The organism is Caldibacillus sp. 210928-DFI.2.18 (assembly GCF_020554505.1).
GTDB classification, from domain to species: domain Bacteria; phylum Bacillota; class Bacilli; order Bacillales; family Caldibacillaceae; genus Caldifermentibacillus; species Caldifermentibacillus hisashii.
Map to the genome: position 1 here is coordinate 43840 of NZ_JAJCHL010000002.1, position 14383 is coordinate 58222.

Sequence of the window (14383 nt, forward strand, 5' to 3'; positions counted from 1 at the left end):
GAATCCAGATTCCCTTTCGTTATTATATCACATTCTCTATTTTTTTCTTATAAATAATGAACCTGCAAGTAAAAATGTTGGAATAGCTGCCATTGCCAAAATCAACAACCAGTCTGTCGGAACAATTGCCACGGTATGGAAAACCGTTTGCAGCGGCGGAAAATAAATCACAATAATCATTAAAACCACACTGGATAGAACTGCCCAGACTAAATACGGATTGCCAAACGGATTTCTCGCAAAAATAGAATGCTCACTGCGGCAATCAAAAACATGAATCAACTGGGCTAACACAAGGGTAGCAAAGGCGACCGTTTGCGCATATTCTAAATGATCCGGGTTTTGTTTATATGCAATAAGAAATGCCAGTAAAGTAGCCACGCCGATTAAAAATCCCCGCGAAATCACCTTCCAGCCAAGTCTCCTTGCAAACACACCTTCTTTCGGATGTCTTGGTTTTCTCTTCATCACATCTCCCTCAGGTTGATCGAGTCCTAATGCCATTGCCGGCAGTCCATCCGTTACCAGGTTTACCCATAGAATCTGAATCGGAACAAGTGGCAAAGGTAATGCCAGAATCATGGCAAATAACATGACCAATATTTCCCCAACATTAGAAGCGAGTAAGTAGCGAATGAATTTACGAATATTTTCATAAATATTGCGCCCTTCATGGATCGCCGCTTTAATTGTTGCAAAATTATCATCGAGTAGGATTAATGCCGAAGATTCTTTTGCAACATCCGTCCCGGTTATGCCCATTGCAATACCGATATCGGCCGCTTTAATTGCCGGGGCATCGTTTACCCCGTCACCGGTCATTGCGACGATATGGCCTTTATTTTGCAGTGCTTTGACTATTTTTAATTTATGTTCTGGTGAGACGCGTGCAAAAACGGAAACATTATCGACAATCTCATCCAATTCCTTAAGCGACATCGACTCCAACTTCCTGCCTTCCAAAACAAAGTCGTCTCTATTTAAAATCCCAAGTTGTTCCCCTATTGCCCGAGCTGTTATCACATGGTCCCCGGTAATCATCACCGTTTTTATACCGGCTGCTTTACATTCTTGGATTGCTGCTTTCACCTCAGGTCTAGGCGGATCGATCATGCCTTGTAAACCGATAAAAACCAATTCATTTTCCACTTCTGCCTCATGATTGAATAACCGGTTTGGAACCGGCTTATAGGCAACGGCAATCGTTCGGAGTGCTTGTGAAGCAAGGCGTTCGACCGTTGTTTGCAGCCTATTAGTCCAAATTTGCGACATATGTTGTTTTTTTCCACCAACATATACTGACTCACTTAAGCTGATTAAAATATCGGGAGCGCCTTTCGTAATTGCAAAACGATGTCCTTTTTTATCTTCCACAATGACCGTCATCATTTTTCTAGAAGAATCAAACGGAAACTCTTGAATAATGCGATATTCCTGCAATAAATGATCTCTTGACAAACCTGCTTTCATCCCGGAAACGAGCAAAGCACCTTCAGTCGGATCCCCGTCAACGCGATATTTACCTTTTTCCTCTATCAAAGCTGCATGATTACAAAGCATACTAAAACTCAATAATTTATAAAAATGGTCATCTTGGGCAGGATTCATTGTTTGATTATTTCGAGTAAAATGGCCTTGTGGTTCATACCCTTGTCCTGAAACGGTCCAAGTTTGATCATTTGCCCATAAATGTGTAACCGTCATTTTATTTTGGGTCATTGTTCCGGTTTTATCGGAGCAAATGACCGAAGCACAGCCTAATGTTTCAACAGCCGGAAGTTTTCGGACAATCGCATTTTTCTTAATCATCCGTTGCACACCAAGTGATAAGGCGATCGTTACAATTGCCGGAAGCCCTTCTGGAATCGCCGCAACAGCTAGTGAAACACCGGATAAAAACATCGTATACAAATCATGGCCTTGCCAAACTCCGATTGCGACAACGAGTAAAGTTAAAACCAAAGCAACGACAATTAATATTTTCCCGAGTTGTTCAAGTCTTCTTTGCAATGGGGTTTGTAAGTTTTGTTCGGTTTGCAATAAATCAGCAATTTGCCCCATTGCTGTTTTCATACCAGTTCCAATGACAACCCCTTTTCCGCTTCCCCTCGTCACCATGGTACCCATGAAAGCCATATTGTTCAGATCCCCGAGACCGATATTTTCGCCATGAATTGGTGCAATTTCTTTAACTGCGGGGACGGATTCACCGGTTAAGGCCGATTCCTCAATTTCTAAACTGCTTATTTCGAATAAACGGATGTCCGCACTAATCCTGTCACCACTGGCAAAACGGAGAATATCACCCGGGACAATTTCTTTAGAAGGGATTTTTTCCCACTTACCACCCCTTAATACGGTTGCCATTGGGGCAGAAAGTTCTTTTAATGCCTCCAGTGATTTTTCTGCTTTTCGTTCCTGAAAAAAGCCTAAAATCCCGTTTACAAATACGATAAGAATGATCGCAATTGCATCAATATATTCACCTAAGATTCCGGATATCAGTGTGGCGACTAATAGAACGATTACCATAAAATCTTTAAATTGGCTAAAAAATAAAAGCAATGCCGATTGCTTTTCCGCTTCTTGTAATTCATTGAATCCGAACTGTTTCCGTCTTATTTTGATTTCTTCGTTCGTCAATCCGTTTTTAAAAGACGTTTGAACGGCCTTTTCCACTTGTTCGGGACTCATCTCATGATATTTCAACGCAATCGATTCCTCCATTCCCTATTGTAATTGTTGTCAATCGCTAAGCCAGTTTGTTTTCTCATTAAAGATTATTCATCCTTGTCCTAAAAAATGCTATACTTGTGAAAGATTCCATTTTGTAAAGCAAATCGGGTTTATTTACCTTGGTAGTCGTATACAATCGAAATCGAGATAAAATTTGAAAAGGGTGTTATTTATGTCTTTTGACGGATTATTTACATATGTTATGACACATGAATTAGCTTCCGTCTTAAATGGCGGACGCATTTTGAAAATACATCAACCATTTTTAAATGAAATTGTATTAACAGTCCGGGCCCGGGGGAAAAATGAAAAGTTACTTTTATCTGCACACCCATCCTATGCCAGGGTCCAATTAACTGAAGAAGAATATGAGAACCCGGCTACCCCTCCCTTGTTTTGTATGTTGTTAAGGAAACATTTGGAAGGACATATTATTGAAGACATCTACCAAAAAGAGATGGACCGGATCATCATCTTTAAAATTAAAGGCAGGAACGAAATCGGGGATTTATCCTATAAACATTTAATTATTGAAATTATGGGGCGACATAGTAATATCATTTTAATTGATGCTGATAAAGAGGTAATTCTTGATAGTATTAAGCACATTTCTTATGCAGTTAACCGGTATCGTGCCATTTTACCGGGGCAACCATATATTTGGCCACCTGCTCAAGGAAAATTAAATCCGTTTCTTTGTAAGGAGGAAGATATTCTAAAACAGATTGACTTCAATAGCGGGAAACTGGACAAGCAACTTGTTTACCAATTCAGTGGAATTTCTCCGTTGTTTGCCAAAGAAGTTGTCCATCGGGCAGGGCTTGCCAACCGGATAACGGTACCGAAAGAATTTATTGCTTTAATGAAAAAGGTGCAAAAACACGAAATATTACCGACAATGATAACAGGAAACCAAAAGGAATATTTTTATATGTTTCCGCTAGAACATATCCCCGGAGAAAAGAAATCATTCCCGACTTTAAGCAAATTATTGGATGCCTATTATTTCGGCAAGGCACAAAGAGATCGTGTGAAACAAATCAGCGGTGATATTGAAAAACGGATCAAAAATGAAATCGATAAAAACAAAGGGAAACTCGAAAAATTACAAGAAGCGATGGAAGAAGCGGAAAACAGCTCGATTTATCAATTATATGGAGAATTGTTAACAGCCCATATGTATGCCGTTCAAAAAGGTATGGAGCAAATTACGGTTGAAAACTATTATGATGAAAATAAACCGGTCGATATTCCGTTAAATCCTAATAAAACTCCATCTGAAAATGCCCAAATGTATTTTCAAAAATACCAAAAAAGTAAAAAGGCAATCATTCATGTTCAGGAGCAAATGGAAAAGGCAAAAGAGGAGTTGTTGTATTTAGAGAACATTTTGCAACAATTAGAGAGTGCCGCTCCAAAAGATATAGAAGAAATAAAAGAAGAATTGGCCGAACAAGGCTATATTCGTTTGCGGCAGAAAAAAACGGTGAAAAAACAAAAAACGCAACCGGAATTGGAAAAATACGAGGCGGCGGACGGCACTTCCATTCTTGTTGGAAAAAATAATAAACAAAATGATTATTTAACGATGAAGCTGGCTCATAAAGAAGATATTTGGTTGCACACAAAAGATATTCCCGGCTCACATGTTGTCATTCGGAGCGGAAATCCATCAGAGGAAACGATTGAACAAGCAGCCGTTCTCGCAGCCTATTTTAGTAAAGCACGTGCCTCAAGCAGGGTTCCCGTTGATTATACAAAAGTGAAATATGTCAGAAAACCAAACGGAGCGAAACCCGGATTTGTTATTTATGATCATCAACAAACAATCTTTGTGACACCAAAAGCTGAACTTGTAGCAAAATTAAAGAAAAGGAGCTGATTATCCGGCTCCTTTGTTCTGTTCTTTGTTTGGATTTATCCGATCTGATAAAAATTCCCGTCTGCTAATCAGTCACGCTCAACATTTTTAGTCAGCCGGTAACACGTACTAATTTCCCCATACTTTCGGATTTTCCCGCCACTTCATAACAAATGCTACATTGTCTTCCGTTAAATAGCCTTTCTTGACGGCGGTATCAATTAATGTAGAAAAATTAGAAAGGGAGTAATAAGGAACATTGGCTTCACGACATGCCTCTTCCGCCTCAATCAATTGATATGTAAAGATGGAAACGATCCCTAAAACTCGGCAACCTGCTTCTTTCAAAAGATTTGCTGCCTGAATTGAACTTTTCCCTGTGGAAATTAAATCCTCAATGACTACCACTTTTTGTCCCGTTTGAACCGGACCTTCAATCTGGTTCTTTTTCCCATGTCCTTTTGAACTTGAGCGTACATAGCACATTGGGAGACTTAAAAGATCACTGACCCAAGCAGCATGTGGGATACCGGCAGTTGCAGTTCCGGCAATCAATTCCACTTCAGGAAAATGCGATTCAATTAACCCCGTTAAGCCTTTTGCAACTTCTTTCCGTAATTCCGGATAACCTAAAATCAACCGGTTATCACAATAAATTGGGGATTTTATTCCTGAAGTCCAAACAAACGGTTCATTCGGGTTTAGTGAAACAGCTTTAATTTCTAACAATTTTTCAGCTACCATCGTTTCGGTAATCATACACCAATCAACTCCCATTGTTGTTTAATCTTTAAATATGTTTCATATGGATCGTGACTTTCGGTAATGGACCGGCCAACGACAATTGCTGACGCTCCTGATTGTCTCGCTTGTTTAGGTGTGGCAACGCGTTTTTGATCACGGACATCATCATTTTCCAAACGAATACCGGGTGTAATAATCAAAAACTCTTCACCGAGATGCCTAATGATCGGGGCTTCATGAACAGAACTAATCACACCATCCAATCCGCTTTGTTTAGCCAATTTTGCATAATGATAAACGGATTGTTCAAGGGTTGATAAAACCAGTTGTTCCTTTTGTATCTGCCATTCTGACGTACTTGTTAATTGGGTAACGGCAACACATTTCGGCCTCTTTTGACCGGCTCCGGTTCCTTGATCCAACCCTGCTAAAGCCGCTTTCATCATTTCGGTTCCACCGGCTGCATGAACAGTGACAAGATCCACGCCTAACCGGGCAATTCCTTTCATGGCCCGTCCGACCGTATTCGGAATATCATGGAGTTTTAAATCAAGAAATATAGAATGGCCCATTCCTTTTATTTGCTGAACAATAGCCGGCCCCTCCCGGTAAAACAATTCCATTCCCACTTTCACAAAAAGAGGTTCATCCGGGAATTTACGTAAAAAATGAAAAACTTCTGCGCCAGAAGGAAAATCAAGGGCAATGATAACCGGATATTCCATGTTTCCAACTCCTTCCACAAACATCTGAAATATGATCAATATTCAATTTTTCTAATAATTGTTCCAAATCGGTAATGATTTTCGGGCAAATAAACGGATCAATTAGATTTGCGGTACCGACAGCAACGGCACTTGCACCGGCATAAATAAATTCAAGGGCATCTTCCGCACTGGAAATGCCACCCATGCCAATAATTGGGATATTTACTGTTTGACTTACTTCATAGACCATCCGGATGGCGATCGGCTTAATTGCCGGACCGGATAATCCCCCGGTTATATTGGCTAAAATCGGCTTTCCTGTTTTCATATCCAAGCGTAATCCTGTCAACGTATTAATCATCGTAATTCCGTCCGCTCCACCATCTTCTACGGCTTTAGCCATTAAGCGAATATCCGTCACATTAGGCGATAATTTTACGTAGACAGGCACACGGGATACATTTTTCACACGTTTCGTTACTTCCTTTGCTACATCAGGAACCGTCCCGAAGGCGATCCCTCCGTGTTTTACATTTGGACAAGAGATATTAAGTTCAAGGGCATGAACATTTGACGCCTCAGAAATTTCTTTTGCAACTGAAACATAATCTTCAACTGTTGAACCGGCAATATTTGCAATAATTGGCACATCAAATTGACTTAACCATGGCAATTCTTCTTCCATTACCTTTTTCAGTCCGGGGTTTTGTAGTCCGATGGCATTTAACATCCCACCCGGCGTTTCTGCAACGCGCGGTGTTGGATTTCCATAACGCGGTTCAACTGTTGTTGCTTTGATCATGATCGCCCCAAGGATACTTAAATCATAGAATTCGGCAAATTCCCGACCAAAACCAAAACATCCGGAGGCAGGCATGATTGGATTTTTCAGTTGCAAACCAGGTAAAGATACCGAAAATCGATTCATAAAATCACCTCCCCTGCTTGAAATACAGGACCATCACTGCAAATTTTCCGATACCCCTTTTTGTCTTCTCTATCTTTTGTTGGCCTAATGCAAGCGAAACAAGCACCAATCCCGCAAGACATTCGTTCTTCTAATGAGAGATACACTTCTTTTTCCGGGAATTTTTGTTCCAACGCTTTTAACATCGGGGTCGGTCCACAGGCATATAACCGGTCAAAATCAAAATTTTGTTTTTTTAACACATCGGTTACGAAACCTTTTTCCCCATAGGAACCATCATCAGTAACGATATAAGTAACACCAAGCCGTTGAAACTCCTTAGTAAGAAAAACGGCACTTTTTGTTTGAAAGCCGAGTACATGGATGACTTGAACCCTTCTTTTTCTCAATTGTTTCGATAGCTCATATAAAGGCGGAACACCGATCCCGCCACCGATTAATAAGGCTACCTTCCCGCTTTTCATTTGAACCGGAAATCCGTTACCGAGCGGACCAAGTACATTTATATACTCACCTTGCTGTTTTTTGCTGAGCCAAGTTGTGCCTTTCCCTTCCGTCCGATAAATACATGTCATGCTTTGATTTTCACGATCAATCTCACAAATACTGATTGGTCTGCGGAGAAGTGGATCGACACCTTCTCCGACTTTCATATGAACAAATTGACCGGGTCTTTCAATCTCAGAAACTAGTTTTCCTTGTAAAATCAATTGAAAAATATTTTTAGCAATTTCTTTCTGGCTAACGATTTTCATTTCATCAATTTTCTTCAAACTTCAATCATCTCCTTGGCGTGCACCTTTTCTTGTTTCATTGAATCAACGGAGAAGACAAGTGATTCAAGTACCTTTAAAATCGCCCATGCTGTATCAAGGGAAGTCAGACATGGAACCGCATTTTCCACCGATTCTCTACGGATTCGGAAACCGTCTCGGGCAATTTCTTTCCCTTTTGTCATCGTATTAATGACGAGTTGCGCTTGCCCGGTTCGGATGATATCCAATAAATTATTTGTGCCGCTGCTTTCTACTTTTTCCACTTCTTCTACAGGAATGTTTTTTGTTTTTAAATACATTGCCGTTCCTTTTGTTGCTAGGATCCGGTAACCGATTTGGTGGAATCTTTTGGCCAACAGACCGGCTTCTTCCTTATCCTTATCCGCCACTGTTAATATGACCGATCCGTGCGTATGCATGTTCATTCCTGAAGCGACCAGACCTTTATAAAGTGCTTTTTCTAATGTGTAATCTTTCCCCATCACTTCGCCGGTAGACTTCATTTCCGGTCCTAAAGAAATATCGACATTTTTTAGTTTCGCAAACGAAAAGACAGGTACCTTTACATAGACCCCTTCTTTTTCCGGAATGAGCCCGGTCGGCAGATGTAAGTTTTTTAACGTATTTCCTAAAATGACTTTCATGGCAATTTTGGCCATCGGTATATTCGTTATTTTACTTAAAAATGGAACTGTCCGGCTTGACCTCGGATTTACTTCAATGACAAACACATTTTCGCCGCTAACCACAAATTGGATGTTAATAAGCCCGATAATATGTAAGGAATGTGCCAGTTTCATAGTATAATCAACAATTTTTTCTTTTACGGCAGCGGATAAATTTTGTGACGGATAAACGGCGATTGAATCCCCTGAATGGACACCGGCACGTTCAATATGTTCCATAATCCCCGGGATTAAGACATCCGTTCCATCTGAAATGGCATCCACTTCAATTTCTTTTCCGGTAATATAGCGATCGATTAGAACCGGTTGATCCGGATTCACATTGACGGCATTTTCCATATAATGTAATAACTCTTGTTTATGATAAACAATTTCCATCGCTCTTCCGCCAAGTACATAAGACGGCCGAACCAATACCGGATACCCGATCTCATCGGCAATTTCAACTGCTTCAGCAATACTTAATGCTGTACTTCCTTTTGGCTGGGGAATGTTGTTCATTTGTAAAGTTTCCTCAAATTTTTTTCGATTTTCCGCACGATCGACATCTTCCAATTGAGTTCCTAATATGTTTACCCCATGTTCGACCAATTGATTTGCCAAATTAATCGCTGTTTGCCCGCCAAATTGAACAACTACTCCTTTTGGCTGTTCCACTTCAATAACATGCATGACATCTTCAATCGTTAACGGTTCGAAATAAAGCTTATCGGAAATACTAAAGTCTGTTGATACGGTTTCCGGGTTATTATTTATGATGATTGCTTCATAACCGGCTTCTTTAATCGCCCATACAGAATGAACCGTTGCATAATCAAATTCAACTCCTTGACCAATCCGAATCGGCCCTGAACCGATCACGAGGATGCTCTCCCGGTCGGTTTTTACGGATTCATTTTCTTCTTCATATGTCCCGTAATAATACGGCGTTGTTGCTTCAAACTCGGCAGCACAAGTATCAACCGTTTTATAAACCGGCATAATGCCATATTTTTTTCTCAATTGATATACATCGATCTCCGGCATATTCCAAAGTTTTGCGATGATTTTATCGGAAAAACCTTTTTCCTTCGCTTTTTTTAACCGTTCAATATCGAAAACATTTTCGTTCAATTCTTGCTCTAATTCGATGATTTTCTTAAACTTATGCAGGAAAAATAAGTCAATCCCGCTCCATTCATGTATCTCATCAATATGAATGCCCCGTTTTAACGCCTCGCCGATATAAAAGAGCCGCTCATCATCCGCTTGTCGAATCTTTTCTGCTAAACAGTCATTCGTTAATTTTTCAAATGCATCGATTGTTATATGGTAAACACCCGCTTCCAAGGAACGAATCGCCTTAAGTAAAGATTCTTCAAACGTCCGTCCAATGGCCATGACTTCTCCGGTAGCCTTCATTTGGGTACCTAGTGTTCTTGTTGCCGATTCGAACTTATCGAACGGAAACCGCGGTATTTTCGTTACAACATAATCCAGTGCCGGTTCAAACATCGCATATGTTTTCCCGGTAACCGGATTGATCATTTCATCCAATGTTAAGCCGACCGCAATTTTACTGGCAATTTTAGCGATCGGATAACCGGTTGCTTTCGAAGCGAGAGCAGACGACCTACTGACTCGCGGATTTACTTCAATGATGTAATACTGAAAACTATTGGGGTTCAGAGCAATTTGTACATTACAACCCCCTTCAATTTCCAGAGCACGAATGATTTTCAAGGAAACATTGCGTAATAATTGATATTCCCTGTCCGACAACGTTTGGCTCGGTGCTACAACAATCGAGTCACCGGTATGGATTCCGACCGGGTCGATGTTTTCCATATTACAAACGACAATGGCTTGGTCTTTGCTGTCACGCATTACTTCATATTCAATCTCTTTAAAACCTTTAATACTTCTTTCCAGTAAAACTTGATGAACAGGACTTAATTTTAAGCCGTTTGAAACAATCTCGATTAAATCATTTTCGTTCTCACAGATCCCTCCGCCTGTGCCGCCTAATGTGAAAGCCGGGCGGACAATGACCGGATAACCGATTTCTTTAACAAATGCATAGGCTTCATCCAAATTATGGACAATCATGCTTTCCGGTACCGGTTCACCAATTTCATTCATTAATTCCCGAAACAATTCCCGATCTTCTGCTTTTTCTATTGAAGACAATTTTGTCCCTAAAATTTCGACATCATATTGTTCGAGGATACCGGATTTGGATAATTCAACTGCTAAATTTAAACCGGTTTGTCCGCCTAATGTTGGAAGGAGTGCATCCGGTCGTTCTTTTCGAATAATACGCGTGATAAAATCAGCGGTTAAAGGTTCCATATAAACGACATCGGCAATTTCTGTATCGGTCATGATCGTTGCCGGATTGGAATTAACAAGGATCACCCGATATCCTTCTTCTTTTAAAGCTAAACATGCTTGCGTACCCGCATAATCAAATTCAGCAGCCTGCCCAATAATAATCGGACCGGAACCGATGACTAAAATCGACTTAATATCTGTACGTTTCATGACCCGCTTCCTCCCATTTTTGAATCATTTCGATAAATTGATCGAATAAATCATTGGCATCTTCCGGACCCGGGGCGCTTTCCGGATGATATTGAACGGAAAACGCCGGATATTTTTTATGTTTCAACCCTTCTACTGTTCCGTCATTTATCGCAATATGAGTAATTTCCAGATTCGTATTTTTTACAGAATCGAGTGACACTGCATAGCCATGGTTTTGCGACGTTAAAATGACTTTTCCGGTTCTGACATCTTTAACCGGGTGATTGGCTCCGCGATGACCGAATTTCAGTTTTTCCGTATCAGCCCCATTTGCTAAAGCCAATAATTGATGACCTAGACAAATTCCGAAAAGCGGAACTTGACCGAGTAATTCTTCAACCATTTTGACGGCATACGGAACATCTTTCGGGTCCCCGGGTCCGTTCGATAACATCACACCATCCGGATGAAAAGCCAGTATCTCTTTACTTGTTGTGTTATGAGGAACAACAATGACATGACAATTTCGATGTGTTAATTCCCTGAGTATTCCGTGTTTCATCCCAAAATCAACTAAAACGACACGATAGCCCCGGCCCGGACTCGGAAAAATTTGCTTGGTTGAGACTGTTGATACGAGGTCGTTTGCCGCCTTTTCGTGTTGCAGTCGATCAATCACTTCATCTTTGTTTACATCGATCCCGCATAACATCCCGCGTAATGTACCGAATTGACGAATTTTCCTCGTTAATTTACGCGTATCAATCCCTTGCAAACCGGGGATATTTTTTGCTTTACAATAAGTGTCAATCGTCATTTGACTGCGAAAATTTGATGGGTAGTCAGCCGCTTCTTTAACAATCAATCCTTTAATTGCCGGTTGAAACGTCTCAAAATCTTCATGATTCACCCCGTAATTTCCGATTAACGGATATGTCAATGTTACAATTTGTCCGGCAAAAGAAGGGTCAGTAATAATTTCTTGATAGCCGGTCATGCCGGTATGAAAAACAACTTCTCCGATTGAGTCATTATTTGCTCCAAAAGCCTCGCCAATAAAAATCGTTCCGTCTTCTAAAATTAATTGTCTTTTCAATGATGAACACGCTCCTTCTCCCAGACAACTTCGCCCGAAACAATGGTTGCTTGCGGCCAACCTTTACATGTCCAACCGGCAAACGGTGTATTTTTTCCTTTCGATACAAAAGTAGCCGGATCAATCGTCTCCTCTTGTTTCCAATCAATAAGAACTAAGTCAGCCACATTTCCTTCCGCCAATTTTCCATATGGCAAGTTGAAAATATCTGCCGGTTTTTTTGTTAAGAAATCAACCAACTGTTTTAGTGATAGCACCCCTTTTTCAACAAAATTTGTATAGAGAAGGGGAAAAGCTGTTTCCAAGCCGACGATGCCAAACGGCGCTTTTTCCATTCCTTGACGTTTTTCTGACTCACTATGTGGCGCATGGTCAGTGGCAATTAGATCAATGGTTCCGTCAAGCAGGCCTTCAATAAGTGCTTCCTGATCAGCCCGACTTCTTAACGGCGGATTCATTTTATAATTCGTGTCATTACCCGGAATATCGTCTTCACATAATAACAGGTGATGGGGGGAGACTTCCGCTGTCACATGAATGCCTGCTCTTTTTGCGTCGCGGACAATTCTCACAGATTCTTTCGTACTAATATGACAAACATGGTAATGACAGCCGGATTGTTCAGCGAGCAAAACATCTCTGGCAATCTGAACCGATTCGGCAAGGGAAGTAATCCCTTTTAGACCAAGCCGTTTATCAACTTTCCCTTCATGGACGACACCACCTTGTACAAGGGACATATCTTCACAATGGGCGACAATGGCTTTATTTACTTTTGCCGCCTCCCTCATCGCTTGATACATTCTTTCTGCCGTTTGAATGCCAACCCCGTCATCAGTAAAAGCAAACGCACCCGCTTCTGCCAATTCTTTAAAATGATTCAGTTGGTCGCCCGCCAGTCCTTTTGTGATCGAACCGTATGGAAGAACGCGAACTTTTCCTGTCTCTTGGATTCGTTTTTTTAACCATTGAATCTGTTCTTTTGAATCCGGAACCGGATTGGTATTCGGCATGGCACATATCGTTGTGAAACCGCCTTTTGCTGCAGCTTTTGTACCAGTTTCTATCGTTTCTTTATGTTCCCCGCCCGGTTCCCGCAGATGAACATGGACATCAATAAATCCCGGGCTCACGAATAATCCGTTCGCATCGATTACTTTTTCTGCTTGATCCTCCCCTGAAAGATGTTCCGAAATTTTTACAATTTGTCCGTTGTCAATATACAGATGTTTCTTTTCCAATGAACCATTTTCATTAATTAGCAATCCGTTTTTTATAATGAGTTTCATATATTTTCTCCCCTTTATTTTGTTGCTGTATCGCCCGTTTCAATACACTCATTCGGATAAACACGCCATTTTCCATTTGTTTAAAAATCCGTGATCTGTTACATTCAACAAGTTCAGAAGCTATTTCCACATCGCGGTTGACCGGTGCCGGATGGAGGATAATGCTATGCTTTTTCATTCTTTTTTCTCTTTCCAAGGTAAGTCCAAATGTTTGATGATATTCCTCCTTCGTCAGAGAAGAAATCATTTTATGCCTTTCATGTTGGATTCTTAGTAACATCACGACATCAGCCTGTTCGATGGCTTCATCGATAGACAAGTATGTTCCTTGTTTAATGATTGATTCATCAAACCAATCAATCGGCCCGGAGAAACTGACTTTCGCCCCTAATCTTGATAATGCATCTGCATTCGAACGAGCCACCCTGCTATGGCGAATATCCCCGATGATTGCCACATGTAACCGGTCCAAGCGACCAAATTCTTGCTTTATGGTCAACAGATCAAGTAATGATTGGGTCGGATGGTGACCGCAACCATCACCGCCATTAATAATGGGGATATGAATCGTTTTAAGTTCATCAAAATAGCGTTCTTTTTCATGGCGAATGACGACAGCAGAAACACCGACGGCCTCCAATGTTTTCACCGTATCATACAAACTTTCCCCTTTAAGCACGCTTGATGAACCCGCTTCAAACGGGATGACTTGAAACCCAAGTTTTCGCTCGGCCACTTCAAAACTGCATTTTGTCCTGGTACTTGGTTCAAAAAACATATTCGCTACAAAGGTTTGATTTTCCGGTTGCCAAGTTTTCCCTTTTGAAAATTCATCCGCTTCGTGTAAAATTGCCAGAATTTCTTCAGTTGATAATTGGTCCATCGTTAATAAACTTTTCATTGAATCTCCCCCTCTGATTCATTAAGAAGCAATTATGTATAAAAAAACCTCTTTCCAGTATATGGAAAGAGGTAAATGAGTAGCGTTACATTCACAGCCAGAAGCAGGTTCTACTTCCGACTGACGCTCATCCTTCCCCTTTCCAGCCTCTCTG

Annotated in this window: 10 protein-coding genes; 1 reads left to right on the forward strand and 9 read right to left on the reverse strand. The window is 40.8% G+C overall.

The genetic code is table 11. The annotated features are described in order from the left end of the window. Positions 1 to 36: 36 nt before the first annotated feature. On the reverse strand, positions 37 to 2709 hold the full coding sequence (locus tag LIZ98_RS01010) for a calcium-translocating P-type ATPase, SERCA-type (RefSeq protein WP_227138723.1): 2673 nt from the start codon (positions 2707 to 2709) through the stop codon (positions 37 to 39). A gap of 199 nt (positions 2710 to 2908) precedes the next feature. On the opposite strand from LIZ98_RS01010, the gene LIZ98_RS01015 reads away from it, so the two are divergent. Continuing rightward, complete coding sequence (locus LIZ98_RS01015; protein ID WP_227138722.1) at positions 2909 to 4618, forward strand: Rqc2 family fibronectin-binding protein; 1710 nt, start codon at positions 2909 to 2911, stop codon at positions 4616 to 4618. A gap of 108 nt (positions 4619 to 4726) precedes the next feature. On the opposite strand, the gene pyrE is transcribed toward LIZ98_RS01015, so the two are convergent. The 8 genes from pyrE to LIZ98_RS01055 are packed head-to-tail and all read right to left on the reverse strand — an operon-like array spanning position 4727 to position 14229. After that, positions 4727 to 5356 (reverse strand): orotate phosphoribosyltransferase, encoded by a 630-nt coding sequence (gene pyrE / locus LIZ98_RS01020; RefSeq protein ID WP_227138721.1) that lies wholly within the window; start codon positions 5354 to 5356, stop codon positions 4727 to 4729. Continuing rightward, on the reverse strand, positions 5353 to 6066 hold the full coding sequence (gene pyrF, locus LIZ98_RS01025; RefSeq protein WP_227138720.1) for an orotidine-5'-phosphate decarboxylase: 714 nt from the start codon (positions 6064 to 6066) through the stop codon (positions 5353 to 5355). The genes pyrE and pyrF overlap by 4 nt, the downstream gene beginning before the upstream one ends. After that, positions 6038 to 6976 (reverse strand): dihydroorotate dehydrogenase, encoded by a 939-nt coding sequence (locus LIZ98_RS01030; RefSeq protein WP_227138719.1) that lies wholly within the window; start codon positions 6974 to 6976, stop codon positions 6038 to 6040. The genes pyrF and LIZ98_RS01030 overlap by 29 nt, the downstream gene beginning before the upstream one ends. Beyond that, positions 6973 to 7749 carry a dihydroorotate dehydrogenase electron transfer subunit gene (locus tag LIZ98_RS01035; RefSeq protein WP_108897907.1) on the reverse strand — a complete coding sequence of 259 codons (777 nt, stop codon included), beginning with the start codon at positions 7747 to 7749 and terminating at the stop codon, positions 6973 to 6975. The genes LIZ98_RS01030 and LIZ98_RS01035 overlap by 4 nt, the downstream gene beginning before the upstream one ends. Continuing rightward, positions 7746 to 10961 carry a carbamoyl-phosphate synthase large subunit gene (gene carB / locus LIZ98_RS01040; protein WP_227138718.1) on the reverse strand — a complete coding sequence of 1072 codons (3216 nt, stop codon included), beginning with the start codon at positions 10959 to 10961 and terminating at the stop codon, positions 7746 to 7748. Before carB ends, LIZ98_RS01035 begins: the two co-directional genes overlap by 4 nt. Further along, on the reverse strand, positions 10942 to 12039 hold the full coding sequence (locus LIZ98_RS01045) for a carbamoyl phosphate synthase small subunit (RefSeq protein WP_108897905.1): 1098 nt from the start codon (positions 12037 to 12039) through the stop codon (positions 10942 to 10944). Before LIZ98_RS01045 ends, carB begins: the two co-directional genes overlap by 20 nt. Then, complete coding sequence (locus LIZ98_RS01050; RefSeq protein WP_041846643.1) at positions 12036 to 13328, reverse strand: dihydroorotase; 1293 nt, start codon at positions 13326 to 13328, stop codon at positions 12036 to 12038. Before LIZ98_RS01050 ends, LIZ98_RS01045 begins: the two co-directional genes overlap by 4 nt. After that, entirely contained in the window at positions 13294 to 14229 is a 936-nt protein-coding gene (locus LIZ98_RS01055) for an aspartate carbamoyltransferase catalytic subunit (protein WP_227138717.1), read from the reverse strand. The genes LIZ98_RS01050 and LIZ98_RS01055 overlap by 35 nt, the downstream gene beginning before the upstream one ends. Positions 14230 to 14383: the final 154 nt, after the last annotated feature.

What these genes read in the sequence shown, in the direction of transcription:
- LIZ98_RS01015 (WP_227138722.1), top strand. Translation starts at nt 2,909, where the DNA reads ATGTCTTTTGACGGATTATTTACATATGTTATGACACATGAATTAGCT.
- pyrE (WP_227138721.1), bottom strand. Translation starts at nt 5,356, where the DNA reads ATGATTACCGAAACGATGGTAGCTGAAAAATTGTTAGAAATTAAAGCT.
- pyrF (WP_227138720.1), bottom strand. Translation starts at nt 6,066, where the DNA reads ATGGAATATCCGGTTATCATTGCCCTTGATTTTCCTTCTGGCGCAGAA.
- LIZ98_RS01030 (WP_227138719.1), bottom strand. Translation starts at nt 6,976, where the DNA reads ATGAATCGATTTTCGGTATCTTTACCTGGTTTGCAACTGAAAAATCCA.
- carB (WP_227138718.1), bottom strand. Translation starts at nt 10,961, where the DNA reads ATGAAACGTACAGATATTAAGTCGATTTTAGTCATCGGTTCCGGTCCG.
- LIZ98_RS01050 (WP_041846643.1), bottom strand. Translation starts at nt 13,328, where the DNA reads ATGAAACTCATTATAAAAAACGGATTGCTAATTAATGAAAATGGTTCA.
- LIZ98_RS01055 (WP_227138717.1), bottom strand. Translation starts at nt 14,229, where the DNA reads ATGAAAAGTTTATTAACGATGGACCAATTATCAACTGAAGAAATTCTG.